This is a genomic window from Amycolatopsis sp. NBC_01286, assembly GCF_035982555.1.
Taxonomy (GTDB): Bacteria; Actinomycetota; Actinomycetes; order Mycobacteriales; family Pseudonocardiaceae; genus Amycolatopsis.
On the sequence record NZ_CP108428.1, the window covers coordinates 6,398,043 to 6,422,531 of the forward strand.

The window sequence follows — 24,489 nt, forward strand, 5'->3', positions numbered from 1 at the left end:
TAGACCCCCTGACCGGAAAGGACGTTTGCCATGGCCGTCGCCGCTGATCTCGACCGCGCCACCGACTCGGCGTGGGACTGGGTCGCCGAGCAGACCCGGGCGTACCTCGCCTCGGACGGAGCGGAGGGGCACGAGTCGGACGGCGTGTTCACGCTCCTGCTCGCCACGACCGGCCGCCGGACGGGCGAGGCCCGCCGCACGTGCCTGATCTACGGAACCGCGGGGGACGACTTCGTCGTCGTCGCCTCGAAGGGCGGCGCCGACGAGGATCCGGCGTGGTTGAAGAACCTCCAGGCGAACCCGAGCGTCGGCGTCCAGGTCGGCCCCCGCCGGTTCACCGCCCACGCCCGCGTCGCGACGCCGTCCGAGCGCGAGTCCCTCTGGCCGCTGATGACGCGCATCTTCCCGCTGTACGACGAGTACGCGCAGAAGACCGAGCGCGTGATCCCGATCGTGCTGCTCACCCCGGTCGCCGGGTAACGCACCGGGAATCGCCTCGAAGGGTTCAGTCGCGACTGCAAACGCACATTCGGCATCCGTCGTCGGCGGAGCCACTGCGCCGGCGACCACCGCGGAAGTGATCTGCGGGCCGGGCGAGCGCGGTAACGTAGCGCACGCAGCGAGGGACGGTTCCGCCGGCTGGATCTTGAGGGGGCGATGATGGCCTGCTGCCACTGGGAATTCGAATGCGAGGCCGGTACACGGTTCGAGATCGAACTTCGCAGCGGGCCGATGAACGTGCTGCTCATGGACGGCCCCAACTCACCGCCTACTGCGACGGCCTCGAGTACTACGCGTTCGGCCGCTACTACGACGTGACCCCTGTAGTCCTCCAAGCGCCGCACGAGGGCTATTGGTACGTCGTCGTCGTCGACAACGGCAACGAAGAGGAACTCGGCGACATCGATGCGTACGTGCAGGCGCTCTAGCCACGCTTCGGTGCGGGAGAGGGCACTTGATGCAGGCGGACCGGGAGGTGGGTGAGGCCCCGGATCAGGAGGCTCGGCTGCCAGCCGACCTCGGCGGGGTCCGTCGCCAGCTCCAGGTCCGGCAGGCGGTCCAGCAGGACGCGGAACGCGATTTCGCCCTCCAGCCGGGCCAGTGCCGCGCCGAGGCAGTAGTGGATGCCGTGGCCGAAGGCCAGGCTGCCGCCCCGGGGGCGGTGCAGGTCCAGGTCGTCCGGGTGGTCGAACGCCGCCGGGTCGCGGTTGGCGGAACCGATTGCCAGCAGCACCGTCTGGCCGGTGGGGATCGTCGTCCCGCCCAGGGTCACCGGCTCGGCGGCGAAGCGGACAGTCGCCGTGTTGACCGGGCTGTCCAGCCTCAGGAACTCCTCCACCGCGCCGGGCAGTGACGCCGGGTCGGCGCGCAGCCGCGCCCACTGGCCCGGGCCGCGCAGCGACGCGAGGGCGCCGTTGCCGATCAGGTTCACCGTCGTTTCGTGGCCGGCCACGAGCAGCAGTGAGGCCATCCCGGTGGCTTCCGCGTCGGACAGCTCGTCGCCGTGGTCGTCCGGGGCGATGATCGCCGACAGCATGGCGTCGTCGGGGTGGGCGCGCTTGTCCGCCACGAGCCGGACGAGGTACTCGCGCATCTCGGCCGACGCCGTCACGAACTGCTGGGGCGTGGCGGGCGACAGGATCGCGTGCGACCAGGTCCGGAAGTCGCCGCGCCGGTCGTCCGGCACCCCCAGGATCTCGCAGATCACGGTCATCGGCAGCGGAAAGGCCAGCGCGTCGATCAGGTCGACGGACGGCTCGCCGTCGGCCAGCCGGGCCGCGACGGCGTCGACCAGCTCGACGGCCAGCGCCTCGATCCGCGGGCGCAGTCTCGCGATGGCCTTGGCGGTGAACGCCTTGGTGACCAGCTTCCGCAGCCTCGTGTGCTTGGGCGGGTCGGAGTTGAGCATGTGGTCGTGGACGTCGAGGCCGCCGAGACCGGCCGCGGCGGCCGGCCCGAACAGCGTGGCGGCGTCCTTGACCAGCCGCGGGTCCGCGAGCGCGGCGCGCACGTCCTCGTACCGGGTGACCAGCCAGAACGGCGGCGCCCCCGGCGCCTGGGCCCGGGTCACCGGGCGCTGCTCGCGCAGGAGCGCGTAGACGGCGTGCGGATCGGCGGCGAACCGCTCGTCGAGCAGGACGACGTCGTCCGCGGTGCCGGGCACCGTGCGGAGCGGCGGTGAAGGTGTCGGCATGCGAAAAGCTCTCCTTCGGACGATGTCGAAACCGCGTTTCCCCGGAAATCGCGCGCACCGAGTCCTGCTGGATACCTTCCTTCCTATCGTGCGCGCGCGTGAAGTCAAATACGAGGTGGGGACACTAATGAATCCCTTAGTCTCGTCCCGGTGACCGGAGACGATCTTGAAAACGCTTGCCCGGCGTGGTTAGGGTGAAATTCACCCGGCGATCGACGAGCACTGGACAGGTGGTTCCATGCAGTTCGGCGACAGCGCTGCTCCGTCCTCGATCGCCGTGATCGGCATTTCGCGCGGTAGTCTGCCGGCACCGCCGGTGGACGACGCCCGGCGCGCGCTGGCGAACGCCGCGATCGTGCCCGGAGCCTGGGAAGGCTTGTCTGCCGGGGTTTTCGCGACGGCGCAGGCGGATTCGGTCGCGGCCGGACTGGGCGTCACGGGTCCCGTCGTGACGGCGGACGTCCCCTTCGCCGCGGTGGTCCACTTGGCCGCGCAGAGCATTCATTCGGGTGAATCCGCATTGGCGATCGCCGGTTCCATTTCTTCGGCGGGCAGTGCGTATATCGTCCTGAAATCGACGGCGCGGGCCGTCGTGGATAGTGATCCGATCCATTGTGTTCTCGCCGGAAGTGCGCTAGGCCGGGTGGCGGTCGTGCAGCGCGCGTGCGAACGCGCCGGCGTGGACGTCGATGACATCCGGTTCGCGTGGCACGGTGAATTCCGCTCCGGCGAGACGTCGCTGGCCGATCTCGAGGAGCCGGTCGACGCCGACGACGCGGTGACGGCCCTGCTGGAACTGACGGGCCGGTTCGGCGGGGGAGAGGCCACCGCGGTACTGAGTTCCCTCGACCACGCCGGGAACCACGCCGTCCTGGTGCTGGCCGAACCGCCGGTGCGTCCCGTGCCGGTGCGCGACCCGTTCCCCGTCGTGCCGCTGCTGCTGTCGGCCGAGAGCCCGGAAAGCCTGCGCGGCCAAGCCGAAACCCTGCGCGCCCACCTCGACCGCCCGCAGGCGCCGGACCCGCTCGACGTCGCTCACACGCTGGCCCTCGCGCGGCCGCACCTGACGCACCGCGCGGTCGTGCTCGGCGCCGACCGGGCGGAGCTGACCACCGGACTGGCGGACCTGGCCGCCGGCCGGAGCGCGGTGACGCGGGCCGGGACCGGGCGCAAGGTGGCGTTGCTGTTCCCCGGCGAAGGCGGGCAGCGCCCGGGCATGGGCCGCGACCTCTACCCGCGGCTCCCGGTGTTCGCCGCGGCCCTCGACGAGGTGTGCGAGCACCTGGACGCCGTGTCGGCCTGGTCGGTGCGCGACCTGCTGCTGGGCGACGCCGGCACCGCGGTCGCGCCCGAAGACGAGGCTCTGTACAGCCAGGACGCCCTGTTCGCGCTGCAGGTGGCGTTGTTCCGGCAGTTCGAGCACTGGGGCGTGCGCCCCGACTTCGTGGCCGGCCACTCGGTGGGGGAGCTGGCCGCGGCGACGGCCGCCGGGGTGTTCACGCTGCCGGACGTCTGCGCGGTGCTCGCCGAGCGGATCCGGCTCTTCCGGGCGAAGACCACGGTCGGCGGCGCGATGGTCGCGCTGCGCGTCACCGAGGACGAGGCCCGCGCATCCCTGGCCGGGCTGGCGGACAAGGCCGCGATTTCGGCGGTCAACGCGCCGCGGTCGGTGGTCATCTCCGGCGACCGGGCCGTCGTGTTGCGGATCGCCGGCGACTGGGAACGCCGCGGCCGCAAGGTCAAGCAGCTGGCCGTCGACCGGGCCTTCCACTCCCCGCACATGGCGCCGATGGCCGGCGACTTCGAGCGGTTCCTCCGCGGCCTGCCCACCCGGCCGCCGCGCATCCCGATCGTCCCGGTGCACCCCGGGCTCGGCACCGATCCCGACGTCGTGTGCCGCCCCGAATACTGGGGCGCCCAGGTGTGCGGCACCGGGCACTTCCTCGGCTGCGTGCGGACGCTGGCCGCGGCGGGCGTGGACACCTACCTGGACATGAGCGCCAACGGCGTGCTCGCCGCGCTGGTCGAGGAGACGCTGCCCGCGGCCGCGAGCGGCGACGTGCTCGTGACGTCGGCCCTGCGCGACGGGCGGTCCGAGCTGCACGCGGTGCTGGGCACCGCGGCGGAGCTGCACGGCCACGGCGTGCCGATCGCGTGGGGCGAGGTGCTCGGCGGGCGGCGCGTGCACCTGCCCACCGACGTCGCCGAACCCGCGGCGACCCGGATCGCGGACCTGCCCCGGCTGATCCGGGCCGAGGCGGAGTCGCTGATCGGCGCGGACTTCCGGGCGGACCGGACCTTTCTGGAGCTGGGCATGGACTCCGTCGCGGCCGTGGAGCTGGTCCGCAGGCTGCGCCGGCGGACCGGGCTGCCGATCGCCACGACCGCGCTGTTCGACCACCCGACCCCGGAGCGGCTGGCCGCGCACCTGGACGGCAGCACGCCCCGGCAAGCGGTCGTCGTGCCCCGGCGCACCGCCTCCGACGAGCCGATCGCCATCGTCGGGATGAGCTGCCGGTTCCCCGGCGGAATCCAGAATCCGGACGACCTGTGGCAGGTGGTCGCCGACGGCCGGACGGTCCTCGGGCCGATGCCGGAGGACCGCGGGTGGGACGTCGCCGCGCTGTACGACCCGCAGCGGCGGCGGCCGGGCACCAGCTACGTGCGCGAAGGCGGCTTCCTGCACGAAGCCGCCGGGTTCGACAACGCGTTCTTCGGCATCGGCGGCCACGAGGCCCTCGAAATGGACCCGCAGCAACGGCTGCTGCTCGAGCTGGCCTGGGAGGCGTTCGAGCGGGCGGGCATCGACCCGGCGACGCTGCGCGGCAGCGACACCGGTGTCTACGCGGGCGTGGCCCACGACGACTACGGCACCGGCCCCGGGCACGGCGGCATCGGCACCCGGGAGAACCTGGCGATCGGGACCGTGTGCAGTGTGGCCTCTGGCCGGATCTCGTTCACCTTCGGCTTGCAGGGCCCCAACCTCTCCGTCGACACGGCGTGCTCGTCCTCGCTCGTCGGCGTGCACCTGGCCGCCACCGCGCTGCGCCGCGGCGAGTGTTCGCTCGCGCTGGCCGGCGGTGTGGCCGTGCTGTCCTCGCCCACCGTCTTCGTCGAGTTCAGCCGGCAGGGCGGGCTGGCGCCGGACGCGCGGGTGAAGCCGTTCGCCGACGGCGCCGACGGCACCGCGTGGGCCGAAGGCGGCGGCTTGTTCGTGCTGGAGCGGTATTCCGACGCCCGCCGCCACGGTCATCCGGTCCTCGCGCTGATCGCCGGCTCCGCCGTCAACTCCGACGGCGCGAGCAACGGCCTCACCGCGCCGAGCGGCACCGCCCAGGAGCGGCTGCTGGCCACCGCGCTCGCCGACGCCGGGCTGCGACCGTCCGATGTGGACGTCGTCGAGGCGCACGGCACGGGCACGAAGCTCGGCGATCCGATCGAGGCCGGGGCGCTGCTGGCGGCCTACGGCGCGCACCGCGCCCCGGACCGGCCGCTGCTGGTCGGCTCGCTCAAGTCCAACCTGGGCCACACCCAGGCCGCGGCCGGGGCGGCCGGCGTGATCAAGATGGTGCAGTCGATGCGCCACGGCACGGTCCCGGCGACGCTCAACGTCGACCGGCCCAGCGAGCACGTCGACTGGACGGGCGGCCTGCACCTGGTCACCGAGGCGACCCCGTGGCCCGAGGGAGCGATCCGGCGGGCGGGCGTCTCGTCGTTCGGCATCGGCGGCACCAACGCCCACGTGATCCTGCAGCAACCGCCGTCGCAGCAAGAGGTTCCGCGCCCGGCCGACACCGGCGTACCTCCACTGTGGACGATCTCGGCCGGGTCGCCGGACGCCCTGCGCGCGCAGGCCGCCCGGCTGGCCGCGCACTGCGCGGCCCACCCCGAACTGGCCGACCACGACCTCGGGTTCTCCCTCGCGACGACTCGCGCCGCGCTGACCCACCGGGCGGTGCTGACCTGCCGGGAAGCACTGACGGCGCTGGCGGCCGGGAAGACCGATCCCGGGCTCACCACCGGCGTCGTCGGCGAGGGCGGCCTGGCCTTCCTGTTCGCCGGACAGGGCAGCCAGCGCGCCGGGATGGGCCGTCACCTGCACGAGCGGTACCCGGCTTTCGCGCGAACCTTCGATGAGGTGTGCGCCGAGCTGGACCTCCCACTGCGGGACGTCGTGTTCGGCGCGGACCAGGACACCCTGGACCGGACGGAGTTCGCGCAGCCCGCGCTGTTCGCGGTCGAGGTCGCGTTGTTCCGGCTGCTGGAGCACTGGGGCATCCGGCCGGATCTGCTGCTCGGGCACTCGGTCGGCGAGCTGGCGGCCGCGCACGTCGCCGGCGTGCTGTCCCTGCCCGACGCGGGCCGGCTGGTCGCGGCGCGGGGGACGCTGATGCAGGCGTTGCCCGCGCAGGGCGCCATGTACGCGGTGGCCGCCACGGCGGACGAGGTCGGCGAGCTGCCCGCGGGAGTGTCGCTGGCCGCGGTCAACGGCCCCCGCTCGGTGGTGCTGTCCGGCAGCACCGACGCCGTCACCGCGGTGGCCGAGAGGTTCCGCGCGCGGGGCCGCCGCACCAAGCGGCTGCGCGTCAGCCACGCGTTCCACTCCGCGCTGATGGAGCCGATGCTCGACGACTTCCGGGCCGTCGCGAAGAGCCTGGACTACCGGCCGCCCCGGATCCCGGTCGTGTCGGACCTGACCGGCCGCGTGGCCACCGACGAGCAGCTCTGCTCACCGGACTACTGGGTCGACCACGTGCGCGGCACGGTCCGCTTCGCCGACGGCGTCCGCACGCTCGCCGAGAAGGGCGTCACCACGTTCCTGGAGATCGGGCCGACGACCACCCTGACGGACATGGCCGCGGAGTGCCTGGACGACGCCATGGACACGGCCGTGGTCCCCGCGCTGGCCGACGACGACGTCCTCGCCGCGATCGCGGCACTGCAAGTGCGCGGCCACGGCCCGGACTGGGCAAAGTGGTACGCCGGGAGCGGGGCGCGGCCGGTGCCGTTGCCCACGTACGCCTTCCAGCGCAAACGGTTCTGGCTCCTGCCCGAATGGGCGCCGGAGCAGAACCGCGCCGACACGGAGTTCTGGGCCGCCGTCGCGAGCGAAGACCCCCGCCGGTTCGGCGACCTGCTGGGCACCGACCTGGACGTCGCCGGCCTGCTGCCCGCGCTGGCGCGGTGGCGGCGCGGGCACGACCAGGACACCGAAGCGGACCGGCTGCGGTACCGGATCGGCTGGCAGCCGGTCACCGGCCACGACGCCGCGAAGCGCGACTGGGTCGTCGTCCACCCCGCGGATCGGCCCGTGCCCGAGCCGATCCTCGCGGCGCTCGGCGGCACGGCGCTGGCCGTCGACGCCGGAGCCGGCCGTGCGGAACTCGCTGGGCTCCTCCGGGACGTCGAGCCCGGAGACGGCCTGGTTTCCCTGCTGGCGCTCGACGAACGGCCGCACCCGGCCGGGGTGCCCGCCGGGCTCGCGCTGACCACCGCGCTCGTCCAAGCCGCCGGAGACGTCGACCTCGACGTCCCGTTGTGGTGCGTGACGCAGGCAGCGGTGTCCACCGGCGCCGGCGACCGGCTCGGCGCGCCCGTGCAGGCCATGGTGTGGGGCCTCGGCCGGGTCGCGGCCCTGGAACACCCGCGGCGCTGGGGCGGTCTCGTGGACCTGCCGTCCACAGTGGACCACGCCGCCGCCGAGCGGCTGGCCGGAGTGCTGTCCGGCACCGAGGACCAGGTCGCCGTGCGTGCCTCCGGCGTGTTCGCGCGGCGGCTTCTGCGCGCCCCCGCCGTCGGCGCCCCGCCCGGCCGCGCCTGGCCGCGGCACGGCACCACCCTGATCACCGGCGCCTTCGGCGCACTGGGCCGGCACCTGGCCCGCCGGCTGGCCGCCGAAGGCGTGCAGCGGCTGCTGCTGACCGGACGGCACGCCGACGACCCCGAGTTCGTCGCGGAGCTGACCGCGCTCGGCGCCGAGGTCGACGCGGTCGCCTGCGACGTCGCCGACCGCCAGGCCGTCGCGGACCTCCTCGCCGCGATCCCGGCCGACCGGCCGCTGACCGCCGTCGCCCACGCGGCCGGCGTGCTCGACGACGGCGTCATCGACGCCCTGGACCCGGACCGGCTCGCCCGCGTCCTGCGCGCCAAGGCCGACGGCGCGCGTCACCTGCACGAACTCACCGACGGCCTCGACGCCTTCCTGCTGTTCTCCTCCGCGACCGGCGCCGTCGGCAACGCCGGGCAGGCCAACTACGCGGCGGCCAACACCTACCTCGACGCGCTGGCCGAGCAGCGCCGTGCCGACGGCCTCGCGGCCACCGCGCTGGCCTGGGGCCCGTGGGGCGACGGTGGCATGGCGGACGCGGCGGGCGTCGGCAGCCGGTTGCGCCGCGGCGGCATGACTGTGCTCGACCCAGGTGTGGCCGTCGCCGCGCTGGCCACGGCCTACGCCCGCGACGAGTCCGGCCTCGTGCTCGCCGACGTCGACTGGGCGCGCTTCGGCAAGGTCTTCGCCACGACCCGGCCCAGTCCGCTGCTGGCGGAGCTGCCGGAGGCCCACCGGAGTGCCGCCGAACCGCCGGAAGAGGCCCCCACGCTGCGGCTGGCCGGGCTCTCGGCGCCGCAACGGCGCCGCGAGCTGCGCGACCTGGTCTGCCGGCACACCGCGCTGATCCTCGGGCACGACTCCGCCGCGCGGATCCAGCCCGGGCGCCCCTTCCACGAGCAGGGCCTCAGCTCCCTGGGCGTCGTGGAGCTGCGCAACCAGCTCGGCGCGCGGACCGGGTTGCGGGTGCCCGCGAACGCGTTTTTCGACCACCCCACGCCGCTCGCACTGGCCGGCTACCTGGAAGCGGGCCTCGCCGACGATCCGGCACCGGCGGCCGCCGAGCCCACCGAGTCCGCAGCGGACGTGCTCAGCCGGGCCGAACGGGAAGTCTTGCTGGCACAGGAGGATCTCATCGATGGCTGACGACAACGCGGTGCTCGCCACGCTGAACCGGGTGACCACCGCCCTGCGGGACACCCGGGAACGGCTGCGCGTGACGCAGGCGCGGGCACGCGAACCGATCGCCGTCGTCGGGCTGGGCTGCCGGTTCCCGGGCGGGGTCGCCGACCCCGAGGCGCTGTGGCGGCTGGTCGAGGGCGGCCACGACGCCGTCACGGCGTTCCCCGCCGACCGCGGCTGGCCGGCCGACCTCGCCGGCGCGGGCGGTTTCCTCTCCGACCCGGCGTGGTTCGACGCCGCGTTCTTCGGCATCGGCCCACGCGAGGCCCAGGGCATGGACCCGCAGCAGCGGCTGCTCCTGGAGATCTCCTGGGAGGCGCTGGAGCGCGCCGGGATCGACCCGGCCTCGCTGCGCGGCTCCCGCACCGGCGTCTTCGCCGGGACCAGCGACCAGGACTACCGCCAGCTGCTGATGGCCCACCTCGACGACCACCCCGACCACCTCGCGACCGGCACCTCGGCGAGCGTGCTGTCCGGGCGGATCGCCTACCTGCTCGGCCTGGAGGGGCCCGCGGTCTCGGTCGACACCGCGTGCTCGTCTTCGCTGGTGGCCCTGCACCTGGCCGTGCGCGCGCTGCGCGCGGGGGAGTGCGATCTCGCGCTGGCCGGCGGCGCGCTGGTGATGGCCACCCCCGGCATCTACCGCGCCTTCGAGCACCAGAGCGCGCTCGCCGCCGACGGCCGCTGCAAGGCGTTCGCCGACACCGCGGACGGCGTCGGCTGGGGTGAAGGCGCCGGCGTCGTCGTGGTGGAACGGCTTTCCGACGCTCTCGAGCACGACCACCCGGTCCTCGCCGTCGTCCGCGGCACCGCGGTCAACTCCGACGGCGCGTCCAACGGCCTGACCGCGCCCAACGGGCTGGCCCAGCAGCGAGTCCTGCGCGCCGCGCTGGCCGACGCCGGGCTGCGACCGTCCGATGTGGACGTCGTCGAGGCGCACGGCACGGGCACGAAACTCGGCGACCCCGTCGAGGTCGCGGCCCTGCAGGCCGTCTACGGCCGCGACCGGGACCGGCCGCTGGCCATCGGCTCGATCAAGTCCAACATCGGGCACAGCCAGGCCGCGGCCGGCGCCGCCGGGCTGCTCAAGGTCGTGCTCGCGCTGCGCCACCGGACCCAGCCCGCGACGCTGCACGCGGATCCGCCGTCGTCCCAAGTGGACTGGACCGGCGGTGGTGTCGAGGTGCTCACCGAGAACCGGCCCTGGCCGGCGGACGGCGAGCGGCCGCGCCGGGCCGGGGTGTCCGCGTTCGGCATCAGCGGCACCAACGCGCACGTCGTCGTCGAAGAAGCACCGGCTCGCATCGAGGCTGTCCCCGCGAACGCGGCCCAGCTGCCGTGGGTGCTCTCCGCGCGCTCCGAGTCCGCGCTGCGGGCCCGGGCCGGGCAGCTGGCGTCCCAAGTGGACGGCCGGGATCCGGTCGCCATGACCCACGCGCTGATCACGACGCGCAGCACGTTCGAGCACCGCGCCGTCGTGCTCGACGACGACCCCGCGACCGCGCTCGACGCGGTGAGCCACGACGCCACCGTGCCCGGTCTCGTCCGCGGCACCGCGGACCTGACCGGCAAGGTCGTGTTCGTCTTCCCCGGCCAGGGCGGCCAGTGGGCGGGCATGGCCGCGGACCTCCTGGAGAGTGCGCCGGTGTTCCGGGAGCAGCTCGAACGCTGCGCCGTCGCCCTCGCCCCGCACACGGACTGGGACCTCCTCGACGTCCTGCGCCAGGCCCCGGGCGCGCCGTCGCTGGACCGCGTCGACGTCGTGCAGCCCGCGTTGTTCGCGGTGATGGTCTCCCTGGCCGCCCTCTGGCGCGCGTCGGGAATCGAACCGGACGCCGTCGTGGGGCACAGCCAGGGCGAGATCGCCGCCGCCCACGTCGCGGGCGCGCTGTCGCTGGAGGACGCCGCGCTCGTCGTCAGCCGCCGCGCGAAAGCACTGACCGCGCTGTCCGGCCTCGGCGGCATGGCCTCGGTCGAGCAGCCCGCCGAAAGCCTGCGCCTAGACGACCGGCTGGCGATCGCCGCGGTCAACGGGCCGGAGTCCGTGGTGGTCGCCGGGGACACCGCCGCCCTCGACGACCTGGTCGCCGAGCTGAGCGCGGCCGGGGTCAAGGCGCGACGGCTCGGCGTCGACTACGCCTCCCACTCGCCCGCGGTCGAACGCGTCCGCGACCGCGTGCTCGCCGACCTCGCCCCGATCTCGCCGCGGGCCGCGGAGATCCCGTTCCACTCCGCGGTGACCGCGACCGTGCTCACCGGCACGGAGCTCGACGCCGAATACTGGTACGACAACCTGCGCAAACCGGTGCGGTTCGCCGACGCCCTCGCCGGGCTCCCGGCGCCGGAGCACACGTTCTTCGCCGAGATCAGCCCGCACCCCGTGCTCGTCCCCGCGGTACTGGCGGCGGTCGGCGACGACGCCGTCGTCACCGGGACGCTGCGCCGCGGCGAAAGCGGCCGGGACGCGTTCTTCGCCGCGCTCGCCCGGGTGTACGTGCGCGGCCTCCGTCCGAAGTGGACGGAACTGGGCGAGCCCGGCCGCCCCGCGTTCGCCGAGCTGCCGACCTACCCGTTCGAACGCAAGCGCTTCTGGCTGGCGCCGAAGGAGACCCGCAGCAGCGCGCACCCGGTCCTCGACGCGCCGGTCGAGCTGGCCGACACCGGCGAACTGGTGCTGACTGGCCGGCTGTCGTCGGCGGAGACGCCGTGGCTGGCCGACCACCAGGTCCTGGACGCGGTGATCCTGCCCGGCACCGCCTGGCTCGAACTCGCCCTGCACGCCGGGGCGGCCGCGCAGTGCCCGGTCGTCAAGGAACTCACCCTCGAACGGCCGCTGGTCCTGCCGAACGACACCACCGTCGCCGTCCAGCTGCGCGTCGGCGCGCCGGACGCGGCCGGGCAGCGCGACCTGCGCCTGTACGCGAAGGCCGACGGCGCGAAGTGGGAGCGCCACGGCGAAGGGCTCCTCGGCCGGCAGCCGGCGGACCCCGAGCCGATCGGCGCGTGGCCGCCCGAAGGCGCGGAACTCGTTTCGCACAGCGGTCATTACGCGACGCTCGTCGAGCGCGGCCTGCGGTACGGGCCCGCGTTCCAGGGCCTGCGCGCGGTCTGGCGGCGCGGTGACGACGTCTTCGCCGAGGTGGCCTGCCCGGTCGACACGCGCGGGTTCGCCGTCCACCCGGCCCTGCTCGACGCCGCCCTGCACGCGCTCGGGTTCGGCACCGGCGGCCCGGTGGCCGACGGGCCGATGCTGCCGTTCAGCTGGACCGAGGTGACCGCGCACGCCACGCGCCCGGCCGCGCTGCGGGTCCGCTTGCGCGGCGCGGTGGGCGGCTCGGTGCGCCTCGACGTCGCCGACGGCGACGGCGCGCCGGTGCTCTCGGTGGGCTCCCTGGTGCTGCGCCCGGCCACCGCCCGCGGCGACGTCCCCCGCGACGCGCTGTTCCGGACCAAGTGGGTCGAGGTGCCCGCCACGGGCAACACCGCACCGGGTGGCATTGTCGCCGTCGGCCTGGACACCGGCCGGTTCCCCGCGTTCACCGACCTGAACGCCCTGCGGGCCGCCGTCACGGCCGGGCAGCCGGTGCCGAGCGCGGTGCTCGTCGGCGCGTCCGGCGACTCGGTGCGGGAGGCCACCCACCGCGCGCTTGCTCTTGTGCAGTGGTGGCAGGTCTTCCCGGAGTTCGTCGCCTCGAAACTGGTGTTCCTGACCTCGGGCGCGGTCGCGGCCCGCGGTGGTGACGACGTCGCGGACCTGGCCGGCGCGGCCGTGACCGGCCTGGTCCGCTCCGTCCAGACCGAGGAGCCCGGCCGGTTCGTGCTGCTGGACGCCGCCGACGTCACGCCGTTGACGGTGGCCGCCGCGCTGGGCACCGGCGAGCCCGAACTCGCGCTGCGCGGGGGAGTGCTGCTGGCGCGCCGGCTGGTGCGCGCTTTCGCCCCCGCGCCCACGCCGTTCGCCGACGCCGAGGACGTCGTGCTGATCACCGGCGGCACCGGCACCCTCGGCGGGCTCCTCGCCCGGCACCTGGTCACCGGGCACGGCGTGCGGCGGCTGGTGCTGGCCGGCCGGCGCGGCCGCGCGCCCGAATTGGTCGACGACCTCGCCGAGCTGGGCGCGACGGCCGCCGTCGCCGCCTGCGACGTCGCCGACCCCGGGCAGCTGCAACGGCTGCTCGACGAGCACCGGCCGACGATCATCGTGCACGCGGCCGGAACGCTGGACGACGGCGTGCTGCCGGCCATGACCCCGGCGCGCCTCGACGCGGTCCTGCGGCCGAAGGCCGACGCGGCCCTGCTGCTCCACGAACTGACAAAAGACCGGCCGCTCAAGGCGTTCGTGCTGTTCTCCTCGGCCGCGGCGACCGCCGGCAGCGCCGGTCAGGCGAACTACGCCGCCGCCAACGCCGTCCTCGACGCGCTGGCCCACCGGCGCCGCGCGCTCGGTCTGCCCGCGATCTCCCTGGCGTGGGGCCTGTGGGCGGAGCGCAGCGACCTGACCCGCCACCTCGCGCCGACGCCGGATGCCTTGTCCACCAAGGAAGCGCTCGCCCTGTTCGACGCCGCCGTGTCGCTCGGCGACCCGGTGCTGGTGCCCGCCCGGTTCACCCTGGACGGCGCCGTCGACCGGCCGCTGCTGCGGGAGCTGGCCGAACGGCCCGACACCCCGGACGACGACCTGCGCCACCGGCTGGACCGCCTCGGCGGCCCGGACCGGGAGCGAGCGCTGGTCGACCTCGTGCTGACGACGGTCGCGGGCACCCTCGGCCACGACGGCACCGGCGACCTCCGCCCGAACGCCGGCTTCCTCGAGGTGGGCGTCGACTCCCTGGCGGCGGTCCGGATCCGCAACCGGCTGGCCGGGGTGCTGCGGCTGCGGCTGCGCGCGACGGTGACCTTCGACCACCCGAGCCCGGTGGTGCTGGCCCGGCACCTGGCCGAGCTGCTGGCCACCGGCGCGGAGGACGTCATCGACGAGGAAGGCGCGCGGATGCGCGAGTCGGTGCTGAGCACTCGCGACACCGACTGGCAGGAGACCCGCCGGTTCGTCACGTCACTGCACGAGGTGTCGCAACCGCCCCAACCGGTCCGGCTGGCCACCGGCTCCCGGCACCCGGCGCTGGTGTGTGTGCCGGGCATCGTCGGCATGTCCGACCCGGTGCAGTTCGCGCGGCTGGCCAAGTCCTTCCAGGGCGACCGGGACGTCTGGGCGGTGCGCCACCCCGGCTACCGCCGCGCCGAACCGTTGCCGAAGAGCCGGGACCTGCTGCTGGACCTGCACGCCGCCGGGCTGCGCGCCGAACTGGGGGACGAGCCGTTCGTGCTGGCCGGGCTGTCCGCCGGCGGCCTGGTCGCCTACCAGATCGCCCGGCGGCTGCGGGAGCAGGGCAGCCCGCCCGCCGGGGTCGTGGTGCTGGACAGCTACGTCCCCAGCGAGCACCAGCGGCTGGTCCGCCTGCTGCCCGGGCTCGGCGAGGAAGCCCAGGCCCGGATGGACAACCCGAACCACGCGGTGCCGGGCGACGACGGCTGGATCACCGCGATGCTGCACTACCAGGAATTCGACTGGACACCGGAGGAACTGCCGATTCCCGTGCTGTTCGTGCGCGCGGCCGAACCGCTGGAAGGCTGGCCCGCTGATTGGGAACCCGAATGGCCCTTCGAGCACACCCTCGCCGTGGCGCCCGGCAACCATTTCACCATGCTGGAAGCCCACGCCGCGGACACCGCGGGACTGATCGACGGCTGGATGCGCAAATCCCTGGAATGATGCGGGTAAGCGCTTTCGAAGACGAGTGATTCTACCAGAAACGCCATCGCCGGCTTTGCCTGAACGCCGGGGAAAGCCAAAATCGAGAACGCAGCCGACTCGAGGGGAATCCGCGTGCAGCGACCCGAGCGCAACGCCCGACTGGCCGGGCGGACCCTGGGCGAAAGCCTGGCCCTGCTGGCCGGCTCCACCCCGGACGCCCGTGCGAGATTCCCACCGCCGGTGACGAGATCACCGCCACCGAGCTGGACCTGGCCGCGACCGCGGCCGCCCACGGGTTCCTCCGCGCCGGCGTCCGACCCGGCGACGTCGTCGGCGTGCTGGTGCCCACCGCGGCCCGGTTCCTCACCACGATCTACGGGCTCTGGCGCGCCGGCGCGGCGGTCAGCGTGCTGCCGATCCAGGCCGGCTTCGCCGACGTCGCCAACACCGCGCGCCGGCTCGCCCGCATCGTGACCGCCGCGGGCATGCGCCACCTCGTGCTCGACCCCGCCCACGCCGACCTCGGCGACGCGCTCCGCGGCCTCGGCACCGGCGTCACGCTGGTGCCGCCGTCCGCCCCCAGCGGCACCGGTGACGCGCGTGCCCTGCCCACCGTCGATCCCGCGTCGCTGGCCATCGTGCAGTTCACCTCGGGCAGCACCAGCCGGCCCAAGGGCGTGATGCTGCCGCACGAGACGACCATGGCCGGGCTCGAGTCCTGCGTGATCGCGGGGGAGTTCACCGCCGGCGACGTGTTCCTGCAGTGGGTGCCGACCTTCCACGACATGGGCCTGATCGGGCTGCAGTCGCACTGGCTCAACGGCGCCGACGTGCACGTCTTCGCCCCGACGACCTTCCTGCGGCGGCCGGGTGCGGTGCTGGCGCACTTCGCCGCGCACGGCGGCACGGTGATGACCGGCCCCAACTTCTCCTACGACTACCTCGTCGACCGCGTCCCGGCGGAGGAACTGGCCACTTTGGACCTGTCCCGCTGGCGGCTGGCGTTCAACGGCGCGGAACCGGTCAGCGCGGCGACCGTGCGGCGGTTCACCGAGGCCCTGAAACCCAGCGGGGTGGCCGAATCCGTGATGTACCCGGTGTACGGCATGGCCGAGGCCACCCTGTCGATCAGCTACCCGGATCCCGGCAGCACCGCGCGCGTCCGCGCCGTGGACCGCCAGGAGCTGGGCGCCACCGGCGTCGCGCGGCCGGTCGCCGAGACGGCGCCGACGGCCAAGCCGGTCGTCTCGGTGGGCCGCGCGGTGCACGGCATCGACCTGCGGGTGGTCCGCGACAGCGGCGCGGTCGCCACCGACGGCGAGTTCGGCGAGATCCAGATCGCCGGGGACCCGGTGGCCACCGGCTACTTCCGCGACCCCGGAGCGACCGCCGCCGCGTTCGACGGCCGCTGGCTGCGCACCGGGGACCTCGGCTTCCGGCTCGACGGCGAGCTGTACGTGACCGGGCGGCGCAAGGAGATGGTCGTCGTGCACGGCCAGAACTTCTTCCCCGACGACGTCGAGCGCGTCGCCCGGACCGTGCCGGGGGTCTACCGCGGCCGGTGCGTCGCCTTCTCCGACACCGACGACGAAGGCGGCGAACGGATCGGGGTGATCGTCGAGACCGGGGCGGACCCGGCCGGCGTGTGCGAGGAAGTGCGCCGCCGCGTCGCCGCCGAAGTCGACCTCGCGCGGGTGGCGATCTACCCGGTGAAACCCCGCTGGATCCCGCGCACCACCAGCGGCAAGTGGCAGCGGGTGCTCGCCGCTCGCCGCGTCACCGCCGGCGAAGCCGACGGAATGTTCCCGGACAACGCACACGACGGCCGAGGAGAACGGGTGTGAACAACAGGACGACATCGCGGGCCGGCGTACCCCTGCTGGCCGACGAGGAAATGCACAGCGCCAGGATCTTCGCCGACTACCAGCACGCGACGTGGGAGCTGCACCACATCCCGTGGGACTCCTTCCGGGCCGATCTGGTGAAGCCCGAGCACATCATCTTCGCCAAGGGCGTCATCATCGGCGAGTCCAACGTGGTCGCGGCGACCCACGGGCTGCTCAACGAGTTCGGCATGGACTACGACTTCTCCCAGTTCACCTGCATCTGGGGCTACCAGGAGATCCAGCACCACCTGGCTTTCCAGACCTGGCTGCAGCTGGCCGGGCACAGCATCGAGCACCGCACGATCGCCTCGATGCGCGAGGCCTACCCGCCGGGGGTCACCCGGGCGGCGACGCTCGCCACCAACGTCATCTGCGAGGTGCTCGCCACCCACGCCTACAAGTGCGTCGCGCGCAGCATGGAAGAACCGGTGCTGGCCGAGATCCTGCGCAAGGCGAGCGGCGACGAAGCGCGCCACGCCCGCGAGTTCGTGCACTACACCGCGCAGCAGCTGGCCGACCGGCCCGAGGAGCTCGTCTCGGTCTTCGAGACCCTCTACATCTACATGGGCACCACCCGCGACCTCTACCGCCACCCCGTCAGCCGCTTCAAGGGCGACCTGCCCGAGCTGGCCGGCCACGAGACGATCGACGAGATGTTCGCCTACTTCGCCGAGGTCGACGAGGACGGCACCGAGTGGGCCAAGTGCTGCGAGCAGCTGTTCAAGTACTTCTCCACGATCACCGGCTACCCGCTGACGAAGATGGCGGACGTTCGCCGCGCGATCGTCGACGAGTCGCTCAAGGCCGAGGCGGCGGTCGGATGACCATCGCCGCGCACCAGCCGGGGGAGGAGATCGAATTCCCCTGGCACACCGAATCTTCCTTCAACTGCTTCGGCTGCTCACCGCACAACCCGATCGGGCTCAAGCTGCGCATGCGCAGACTGTCCAATGGGGACTACGCGGCCGAGACGGTGTTCTCCGAGGACTACGCCTCCTACCCGGGAATCGTGCACGGCGGCATCGTCCAGGTGCTGCTGGACGAGGTCATGGGCGACACCCTCGCGCTGGTGCACGGCATGCTCGCGTTCTCGGTGACCCTGCGCAGCCGGATGCTGCTGCCGCTGCGCGTCGGCGTCCCGTACACGACGACCGCGCGGATCACCGGCCGCGGCCACGGGGTGCTGCACACCGAAGCCGAGATCACCGGGCCGGACGCCGAGACGCACGTCATGGCAGGCGGCACCTTCCAGCCGATCCGCTCCGAGCAGGCCCGGACCCTGATGGACCTGGACGAGGCCGCCTTCGGCCGCGTCCGGCACTACTTCGACCACGGAACAGGAGAGTCATGACCGCCGAATCCGCCACCCGCGAAGACATCGCGTCCGTCACCGCCGAGTACCTCGCCGGCGAGCTGAAGATCCCGACGGGCGAGATCGCCGCCACCGACGTGCTCCGGGACCTCCCCGGCGCCGACTCGATGAAGATGCTGCGCGTGGTGGCCAAGCTGGAGCGCCGCTGGGACGTCGAGTTCGAGGACGAGGAGATCTTCGCGGTGAAGACCGTCGACGAGCTCGTCACGCTGGTGCGGAAGGGCATCGGCGGCGACCTGGCGGAGTCATGACGGCGACGACCCCGCAGCAGGCCCGCGAGGCGACGAACAAGCACTACGAGCTGCCGCCCGAGCTGTTCGCGCTCTACCTGGACCGTCGCCTGAAGTACAGCGCCGGGCTGTACCCCGACGAGCACACCGACCTCGACACGGCGCAGACGAACAAGCTGCACTTCGTCGCGCGGCAGCTGGGCCTGAAGGGCGGGGAACGGCTGCTCGACGTCGGGTGCGGCTGGGGCAGCCTGATCCTGTTCATGGCCCAGGAGTACGGCTGCCGCGCCACCGGCGTGACGCCGTCCGGGCCGCAGGCCGAGTACATCCGGGCGCGGGCGGCCGAGGCCGGCGTCGCCGAGCTGATCACCCTGGTGCCCGGCTCGTTCACCGACGTCGAGCCGGCCGGGCGCTTCGACGCCGTGACCATGCTGGGCTCGATCGTGCACATGCCGGACCGGACCGAGGTGCTGCGCAAGGTCCGCGGCCTGTTACGGCGCAACGGATCGCTGTACGTGTCGGAGAGCTGCTTCCGCGACCACGAGACCTACCGCGAGTTCTCGCGGCGCCCGGGCACCGTGCACGTCACCGAGGACATCTTCGGGTTCGCCGACATGGTGCCCGCCTCGGTGCTGCTGGAAGCGCTCGAATCGGCGGGGTTCAGCCTCACCGGTCTCACCGACCTGACGGCGCACTACCACCGCACCATCGAGCAGTGGGAGGAGCGCGTGCACGCCGCGCGCGACCGCGTCGAGCAGGTGGCGCCCGGCATGAGCGAACCGCTGATCCGGTACCTGCAGACGGCCAACGCCGGCTGGGGGTACACCACCAAGCACTACGCCCTGACCGCGGTGAAGTCCCGGATGGGCCCCACGGAGGCGCCATGAACCAGCCCGACGCGTCCGACGCCCGGGCGGACCTGGACCCGGCCGAGATGCGCCGGCTGGCCGGGGCCGCTGTCAGCCGCGCGGGCACCCGCCAGTGGTCGGTCGACGACCTCCCGTGGGAGTCCCTGCGGCCGGAGGAACTGACCGAGACCGACTGCTCGGTGGTCCGGTTCATCACCTTCATCGAGGACCACATCCCCGGTTACCTCACCTACTTCCTCCAGGCGTTCCCGGTGTCCGGCGGCGACCAGGCCATCGAGGAGTTCTGCTTCAACCGCGAGTACTTCCGGTTCCTGATCTCCTGGGCCAACGACGAGGAGCGGCACGCGTCGGTGCTGACGCGCTACCAGATCGAGGCGGGCATCAGCGACCCCGACACCCTGATGTGGGAGCTGGCGCGGGAAGGCAGCAAGAAGTTCGCCCTGCCCTACGAGACCCCGGTGCAGGCCTTCACCTACACGCTGGTGCAGGAGAAGGCGACGCAGCTGTTCTACCAGCGGTTCAAGGCCGTCGCGACCGAGCCCGTGCTGCGCTCCCTGCTGCACCGGCTGGCCCGCGACGAGGCCCGGCACTTCGCGTTCTACAGCGAGCTCGTCACCGCCTACATCCGCCGGCACGGCCTCGCCGCGACGGTGCCCGACCTCAAGGACGTGCTCGCGACGTTCCGGATGCCGCTGGCCGACACGCTCAAGGGGTACTGGCGGTGGTCGGTGAAGATCACCGACGCCACGTCGTACGACCACACCGAGGCCTACGACGCGCTGGTCCGGCTGGTGACCGGCTTCGCGGGCGAGAGCGGCCGGGCGTCGGCGGCGGACCTGACCGGGTTCGTGCACCGCATCCGCGCGATCTGAGGGACGGGAACCAGATGACCACGCTGTTCGACCCCCGCGATCCCGCGGTGCGCACCGACCCGTACCCGGTGTACCGGCGCCTGCGCGAGACGGACCCGGTCCACCGGTCGGACTTCGGCTTCTGGGTGCTCTCCCGCTACGCCGACGTCGACGCCGTGCTGCGCGCGCCCGGCGTGTCCAGCGAGTTCTACCGGAACCCGAGCTGGGCCCAGCGCCGCGGCGGCCTGGACAGCCCGCTGGTGCGCAGCGTGCGGAGCTGGCTGCTGATGCTCGACGGGCCCGCGCACCGGCGGATCCGCGGCGTCATCGGCAAGGTCTTCACCCGCGCCGCCGTGGACCGGCTGCGCCCGCGCGTCGCCGCCGAGACGAACCGGCTGCTCGACGTCGCCGGTGAGGGCCGCACCGACCTGATCGCGAGCCTCGCGCTGCCCCTGCCGGTCACCGTGACCTGCGACCTGCTCGGCCTCCCGACGGACGACCGCGACCGGTTCCGGCGCTGGACCGAGCAGATCAGCCGGGTGATCGACCCGGCGATCACGGCCGCGGACGTCGCCGAGCTGAACCGGGCGGAAACCGAGTTCCGGGCGTACGTCACCGGAGAGCTCGACCGCCGCCGCGCCACCCCGCGCGACGACATCCTGTCGCTGCTCGCCCACACCGAGGTGGACGGCGTCCGCCTGACCGACCACGAGATCATCGCCAACGTGCTGTTCCTGTTCGTCGCCGGGCACGAGACCACGGTGAACCTGATCGGCAACGGCCTGCTCGCGCTGCTGCGCCACCCGGAGCAGCTGAAGCTGCTGCGCGAGCACCCCGAGCTGATCCCCGGCGCCATCGACGAGATCACCCGCTTCGACGCGCCCGTGCAGATCGCCTCGCGGCTGCTCGACGACCAGGTCGTGCTCGACGACGTCGCCCTGCCCGCCGGCTCGAAGGTCATGCTGCTGTTCGGCGCGGCCTGCCGTGACCCGGAGCGCTACGCCGACCCGGAACACCTCGACGTCACCCGGACCGGGATCAAGAACCTGGCGTTCAGCGGCGGCCCGCACTACTGCCTCGGCGCGGCGCTCGGGAAGATGGAGGCCGCGACCGTGTTCCGGGCGCTGCTGGACCGCTACCGCGTGATCGAGCTGACCGGCGAGGAGCTGTGCTGGCGGCCCAACGTCAGTTTCCGCGGGCTGGAACGGCTGCCGCTGGACCTCGCACACTGAGCCGGGCGCGAAGGCGGCGATCCAGCCGGTAGGTGCCGAGCGTGGAGCCACCACGGGCGCCCTGCTCGGCGATCGGCTCCGTCGTGGCCCGCACGATCTGCTCCCGCTGCGCCCGGTGGTGACCGACCGCTGGTCATCGTCGTGTACTCGCCCAAGTACACGGCCGCGCGGCGACGCCTTCCGTCACTCGATCGAGGGAGATGACAAAAGCGACCTGTCCGGCGGCGCGACGGCTGCGAACAAAGGGCATACCCGGGAACGAGCCGGGTGAAGTTCTCCGCCGATCGGCCAATCCGGTCCGGCGGGAGCGCCGAACCACCGCCAGTACCCTGGGCAGATCCACAGTGGACTGTCTCCGCCGCCGCAATCCGTGGAGTGATTTCGCATGAGCAAGCTTCGTATCGCCGGTATCGGCCTGACCGCGGTCGCCGCGCTGGCCCTGACCGCGTGCAGCAGCAACGACACCGCCTCTTCGGGCTCGGCGAGCAGCAGCGCGTCCGCGCCGGCCCCGATGTCCTCCTCGGCCGCCGCGCCGGCCGGTGGTGCCACCGACGGCGTGACCACCAACGCCGACGTCTTCGGCCCCGCCTGCTCGCAGCTGCCGCAGGGCTCGTCGCCCGGTTCGCTGGACTCGATGGGCCCGCAGCCGGTCGCCTCCGCGGCGTCGACGAACCCGCTGCTGACCAAGCTCGTTGCGGCCGTCAAGGCCACCAACCTGGTCGACACCCTCAACAGCGCCCCCGCCATCACGGTGTTCGCCCCCGCCGACCCCGCGTTCGCCGCGTTGGGTGACGCGAAGTTCAACGAGCTGGCGGGCAAGCCGGCCGAGCTGTCGCCGATCCTGCAGTACCACGTCGTCGGCAAGCGTTACGACGCCAAGGGCCTCGCGTCCGCCGGCACGCTCGACTCGCTGAACGCCGCGGGTGGTCCGCTGAAGATCGAGGGCACCGGTGACAACATGACCGTCAACGGCGCGAAGATCCTGTGCGGCAACATCCCCACCAAGAACGCCACCGTCTTCGTCATCGACAAGGTGCTGACCCCGGGCACCAACAAGTAACACCGGATCTCCCGGGCCACCTCACCCCTCCCGCGCGGGTGGTCCGGTGACAGAGCAGGCCGCCGCGGCTCCGCCAACTCGGAGCCGCGGCGGTCGCGTCGCATCCACGAGGTGACGTGCCCTCGTGGTCTCCGGCCTGGCGGCGGGTTGCAGGAGATCCGCCGCCGGGGGACGCCGAAGCGGCGGCGTTCCGCCGGTCGCCGGCTCTGCCGGTTCACTCCAGGGCAGGGCCGGCGGCCGGCCCTCGGTCTCGCCGGCCGTGAAGTGCTTTCCGGCAAAGGAAACGAAGGCCACCTCGGGACGCGCCCGAGGTGGCCTTCTGAATCATCTCCTACTGTTCGGTGGAGAGCTGGAACTCGACGCCGCCGAGGTCGTCCTTGCCGTCGGACTGCGACATCCGGAACACGAACTCACCGCCGGCCGCCGCGTCGGTCGCGGTGAACGTCACCGCGGTTTCGAGGCGTTCCTTCGGCTCGATCACCAGGCCCTGCAGCGTCGCCTGCCGCGGGTCGACGATCTCGACCTGCGTGTCCCCGACCGGCCGGACGCCGACGCCCTTCTGGCCGCTCTGGCGCCAGCGCTCGGCGAGCACCTTGCCGAGGTCGACGACGACCGTGCCGGGCCCGCCCGCGAACGGCTTGCCGGGCTGGGTGAAGACCAGGTCCGTGGTCAGCCGGTCGGCGACCGGGTTGCCCAGGGTGAACGGGTGGGTGGTGCCGACGCCGGGCTTGAGCTTGATCGTGTCGACGTTGTGCCACGCGATGTTGTTGTTGTTCCGCGTGTTGGTGAGCGTGTTCGACCCGGGCAGCTCGGGGGAGGTCATCGGGTCGGTCGCGGAGATCCACCGGGCCAGCAGGCAGAAGTGGCCGGGACCGGGGACGCCGGCCCACAGGACCGGGACCTGCACGGACCCCGGGGCCACGGTCACCGTCGCCGAGGAGCCGACCGGGACCCAGTCCGTCGGCCACAGGGCCGCGCCGCCCTGCGCGGTGTAGGAGACCTCCACGTGGCCGGTCGACGCGCCGGAGCCGTACGGGCCCGGGTTGTTGAGCGTGACCACGACGTAGTTCGTCGCGCCGACGACCGGGTTGATCGAGGCGCACGGCGGCAGCGACGCGCACACCTTGATGTCCGGGCTCGTCCAGATCGGGTTCAGCGCGTGCGGCGCGACCCCCGTGTCCGCGGCGGCGTCCTTGATGAACACGTCCGTCTTGCGGCAGTTCTTCAGCGCGTCGAGGATCGCGGTCCCCGCGCCCGCGCCGCTGGCGGGCGTCGCGGCGTAGGTGCCGCCGGTCGTGGTGGCGTAGTCCTGCATGATCGTCGGGATGACCGGGTAGGCCGTGCTCGTCTGCACGTAGACCGACGAGATCTTGATGCCCTTGGTCGCCGCCTGGACCGCCCGGAGGTGGGCGTTCGCCTGGTCGGCCGCCGCGAAGGCGTCGTCGAAGCCGCCGGGGCGGGCGTCGGTCACCAGGATGACCATCTTCGTCGCGTTGCTGCGCCAGACGCCGGCGAAGTTGCCGACCTGCGGCCGCCCGGTGGTGGGCAGGTTGTTGACGGCCGTGTTGACCGCCTCGTCGGAGGCCTCGGGTTCGTTGTTGCCGCCGGTCGCGGTCAGGGCGTTGATCTGCGGGGTGACCGTGGCCAGGTTGAGCGCGGTGAGGTCGCTGTGCACGGTGATGTTGTCCTTGAACGTCACCAGGCCCAGCTTGTAGTCGTTGCCGGAGTTGGACTGCACCGCGGTGGCGATGTTGCCCAGCTCGTTCTTGATGTTGGTCAGGGCCGGGCCCATGCTGCCGGTGTCGTCGATGACGAAGGTGACGTCGAGCGGCCCGCACGGCGAAGTGGGGGCCGGGGCCACGGCCGGGGTGGCGGCGGCGGTGAACACGGGCAGGAACGTGGCCGCGACGGCGACCGCGAGCGCGGCGGCGAACGGTCTGCGGCGCCGGTGGCGCAGAGTGGTGCTCATCGGGGTTTCCTCACGGGAGTGGGGGCTGGACTGCCACCGAGCGTCGCCCCGCGTGGTTGTGAACC

General features: G+C 73.1%; 12 protein-coding genes and 1 pseudogene. 11 read left to right on the forward strand and 2 right to left on the reverse strand.

The window, feature by feature from the left end:
* Positions 1-30: 30 nt before the first annotated feature.
* Positions 31-480: a nitroreductase family deazaflavin-dependent oxidoreductase gene (locus OG570_RS30190; protein WP_326952508.1), complete on the forward strand. Its 450-nt coding sequence runs from the start codon at positions 31-33 to the stop codon at positions 478-480.
* A gap of 445 nt (positions 481-925) precedes the next feature.
* Here the strand turns inward: OG570_RS30190 and OG570_RS30195 are convergent, their stop codons facing one another.
* Positions 926-2,194 (reverse strand): cytochrome P450 family protein, encoded by a 1,269-nt coding sequence (locus tag OG570_RS30195; protein WP_326952509.1) that lies wholly within the window; start codon positions 2,192-2,194, stop codon positions 926-928.
* 238 nt (positions 2,195-2,432) lie between these two features.
* On the opposite strand from OG570_RS30195, the gene OG570_RS30200 reads away from it, so the two are divergent.
* The 10 genes and pseudogenes from OG570_RS30200 (at position 2,433) to OG570_RS30245 (ending at position 22,455) form a co-directional block, all read left to right on the forward strand.
* The gene (locus OG570_RS30200; RefSeq protein WP_326952510.1) at positions 2,433-9,167 is read left to right on the forward strand and encodes a type I polyketide synthase; all 6,735 of its coding nucleotides are present in this window, start codon (positions 2,433-2,435) and stop codon (positions 9,165-9,167) included.
* A 70-nt stretch (positions 9,168-9,237) separates the two neighbouring features.
* Positions 9,238-14,973 (forward strand): annotated as a pseudogene (locus tag OG570_RS30205) (SDR family NAD(P)-dependent oxidoreductase); the annotation flags it as partial.
* 59 nt (positions 14,974-15,032) lie between these two features.
* Positions 15,033-16,799, forward strand: a complete 1,767-nt coding sequence (locus OG570_RS30210; RefSeq protein ID WP_326960206.1) for an AMP-binding protein — start codon at positions 15,033-15,035, stop codon at positions 16,797-16,799.
* Positions 16,796-17,665 carry a ferritin-like domain-containing protein gene (locus OG570_RS30215; RefSeq protein ID WP_326952512.1) on the forward strand — a complete coding sequence of 290 codons (870 nt, stop codon included), beginning with the start codon at positions 16,796-16,798 and terminating at the stop codon, positions 17,663-17,665. The genes OG570_RS30210 and OG570_RS30215 overlap by 4 nt, the downstream gene beginning before the upstream one ends.
* Positions 17,662-18,192, forward strand: a complete 531-nt coding sequence (locus OG570_RS30220) for a PaaI family thioesterase (RefSeq protein ID WP_326952513.1) — start codon at positions 17,662-17,664, stop codon at positions 18,190-18,192. The genes OG570_RS30215 and OG570_RS30220 overlap by 4 nt, the downstream gene beginning before the upstream one ends.
* The gene (locus OG570_RS30225; RefSeq protein WP_326950601.1) at positions 18,189-18,464 is read left to right on the forward strand and encodes an acyl carrier protein; all 276 of its coding nucleotides are present in this window, start codon (positions 18,189-18,191) and stop codon (positions 18,462-18,464) included. Before OG570_RS30220 ends, OG570_RS30225 begins: the two co-directional genes overlap by 4 nt.
* Positions 18,461-19,330, forward strand: a complete 870-nt coding sequence (locus OG570_RS30230) for an SAM-dependent methyltransferase (RefSeq protein ID WP_326952514.1) — start codon at positions 18,461-18,463, stop codon at positions 19,328-19,330. The genes OG570_RS30225 and OG570_RS30230 overlap by 4 nt, the downstream gene beginning before the upstream one ends.
* Positions 19,327-20,184 (forward strand): acyl-ACP desaturase, encoded by an 858-nt coding sequence (locus OG570_RS30235; RefSeq protein ID WP_326952515.1) that lies wholly within the window; start codon positions 19,327-19,329, stop codon positions 20,182-20,184. The genes OG570_RS30230 and OG570_RS30235 overlap by 4 nt, the downstream gene beginning before the upstream one ends.
* 14 nt (positions 20,185-20,198) lie before the next feature.
* Entirely contained in the window at positions 20,199-21,395 is a 1,197-nt protein-coding gene (locus tag OG570_RS30240; RefSeq protein ID WP_326952516.1) for a cytochrome P450, read from the forward strand.
* A 385-nt stretch (positions 21,396-21,780) separates the two neighbouring features.
* The gene (locus tag OG570_RS30245; protein ID WP_247052859.1) at positions 21,781-22,455 is read left to right on the forward strand and encodes a fasciclin domain-containing protein; all 675 of its coding nucleotides are present in this window, start codon (positions 21,781-21,783) and stop codon (positions 22,453-22,455) included.
* 331 nt (positions 22,456-22,786) lie between these two features.
* Here the strand turns inward: OG570_RS30245 and OG570_RS30250 are convergent, their stop codons facing one another.
* Positions 22,787-24,424: a vWA domain-containing protein gene (locus tag OG570_RS30250; protein ID WP_326952517.1), complete on the reverse strand. Its 1,638-nt coding sequence runs from the start codon at positions 24,422-24,424 to the stop codon at positions 22,787-22,789.
* Positions 24,425-24,489 lie beyond the last annotated feature (65 nt).

What these genes read in the sequence shown, in the direction of transcription:
- OG570_RS30190 (WP_326952508.1), top strand. Translation starts at nt 31, where the DNA reads ATGGCCGTCGCCGCTGATCTCGACCGCGCCACCGACTCGGCGTGGGAC.
- OG570_RS30195 (WP_326952509.1), bottom strand. Translation starts at nt 2,194, where the DNA reads ATGCCGACACCTTCACCGCCGCTCCGCACGGTGCCCGGCACCGCGGAC.
- OG570_RS30200 (WP_326952510.1), top strand. Translation starts at nt 2,433, where the DNA reads ATGCAGTTCGGCGACAGCGCTGCTCCGTCCTCGATCGCCGTGATCGGC.
- OG570_RS30220 (WP_326952513.1), top strand. Translation starts at nt 17,662, where the DNA reads ATGACCATCGCCGCGCACCAGCCGGGGGAGGAGATCGAATTCCCCTGG.
- OG570_RS30225 (WP_326950601.1), top strand. Translation starts at nt 18,189, where the DNA reads ATGACCGCCGAATCCGCCACCCGCGAAGACATCGCGTCCGTCACCGCC.
- OG570_RS30230 (WP_326952514.1), top strand. Translation starts at nt 18,461, where the DNA reads ATGACGGCGACGACCCCGCAGCAGGCCCGCGAGGCGACGAACAAGCAC.
- OG570_RS30235 (WP_326952515.1), top strand. Translation starts at nt 19,327, where the DNA reads ATGAACCAGCCCGACGCGTCCGACGCCCGGGCGGACCTGGACCCGGCC.
- OG570_RS30240 (WP_326952516.1), top strand. Translation starts at nt 20,199, where the DNA reads ATGACCACGCTGTTCGACCCCCGCGATCCCGCGGTGCGCACCGACCCG.
- OG570_RS30245 (WP_247052859.1), top strand. Translation starts at nt 21,781, where the DNA reads ATGAGCAAGCTTCGTATCGCCGGTATCGGCCTGACCGCGGTCGCCGCG.
- OG570_RS30250 (WP_326952517.1), bottom strand. Translation starts at nt 24,424, where the DNA reads ATGAGCACCACTCTGCGCCACCGGCGCCGCAGACCGTTCGCCGCCGCG.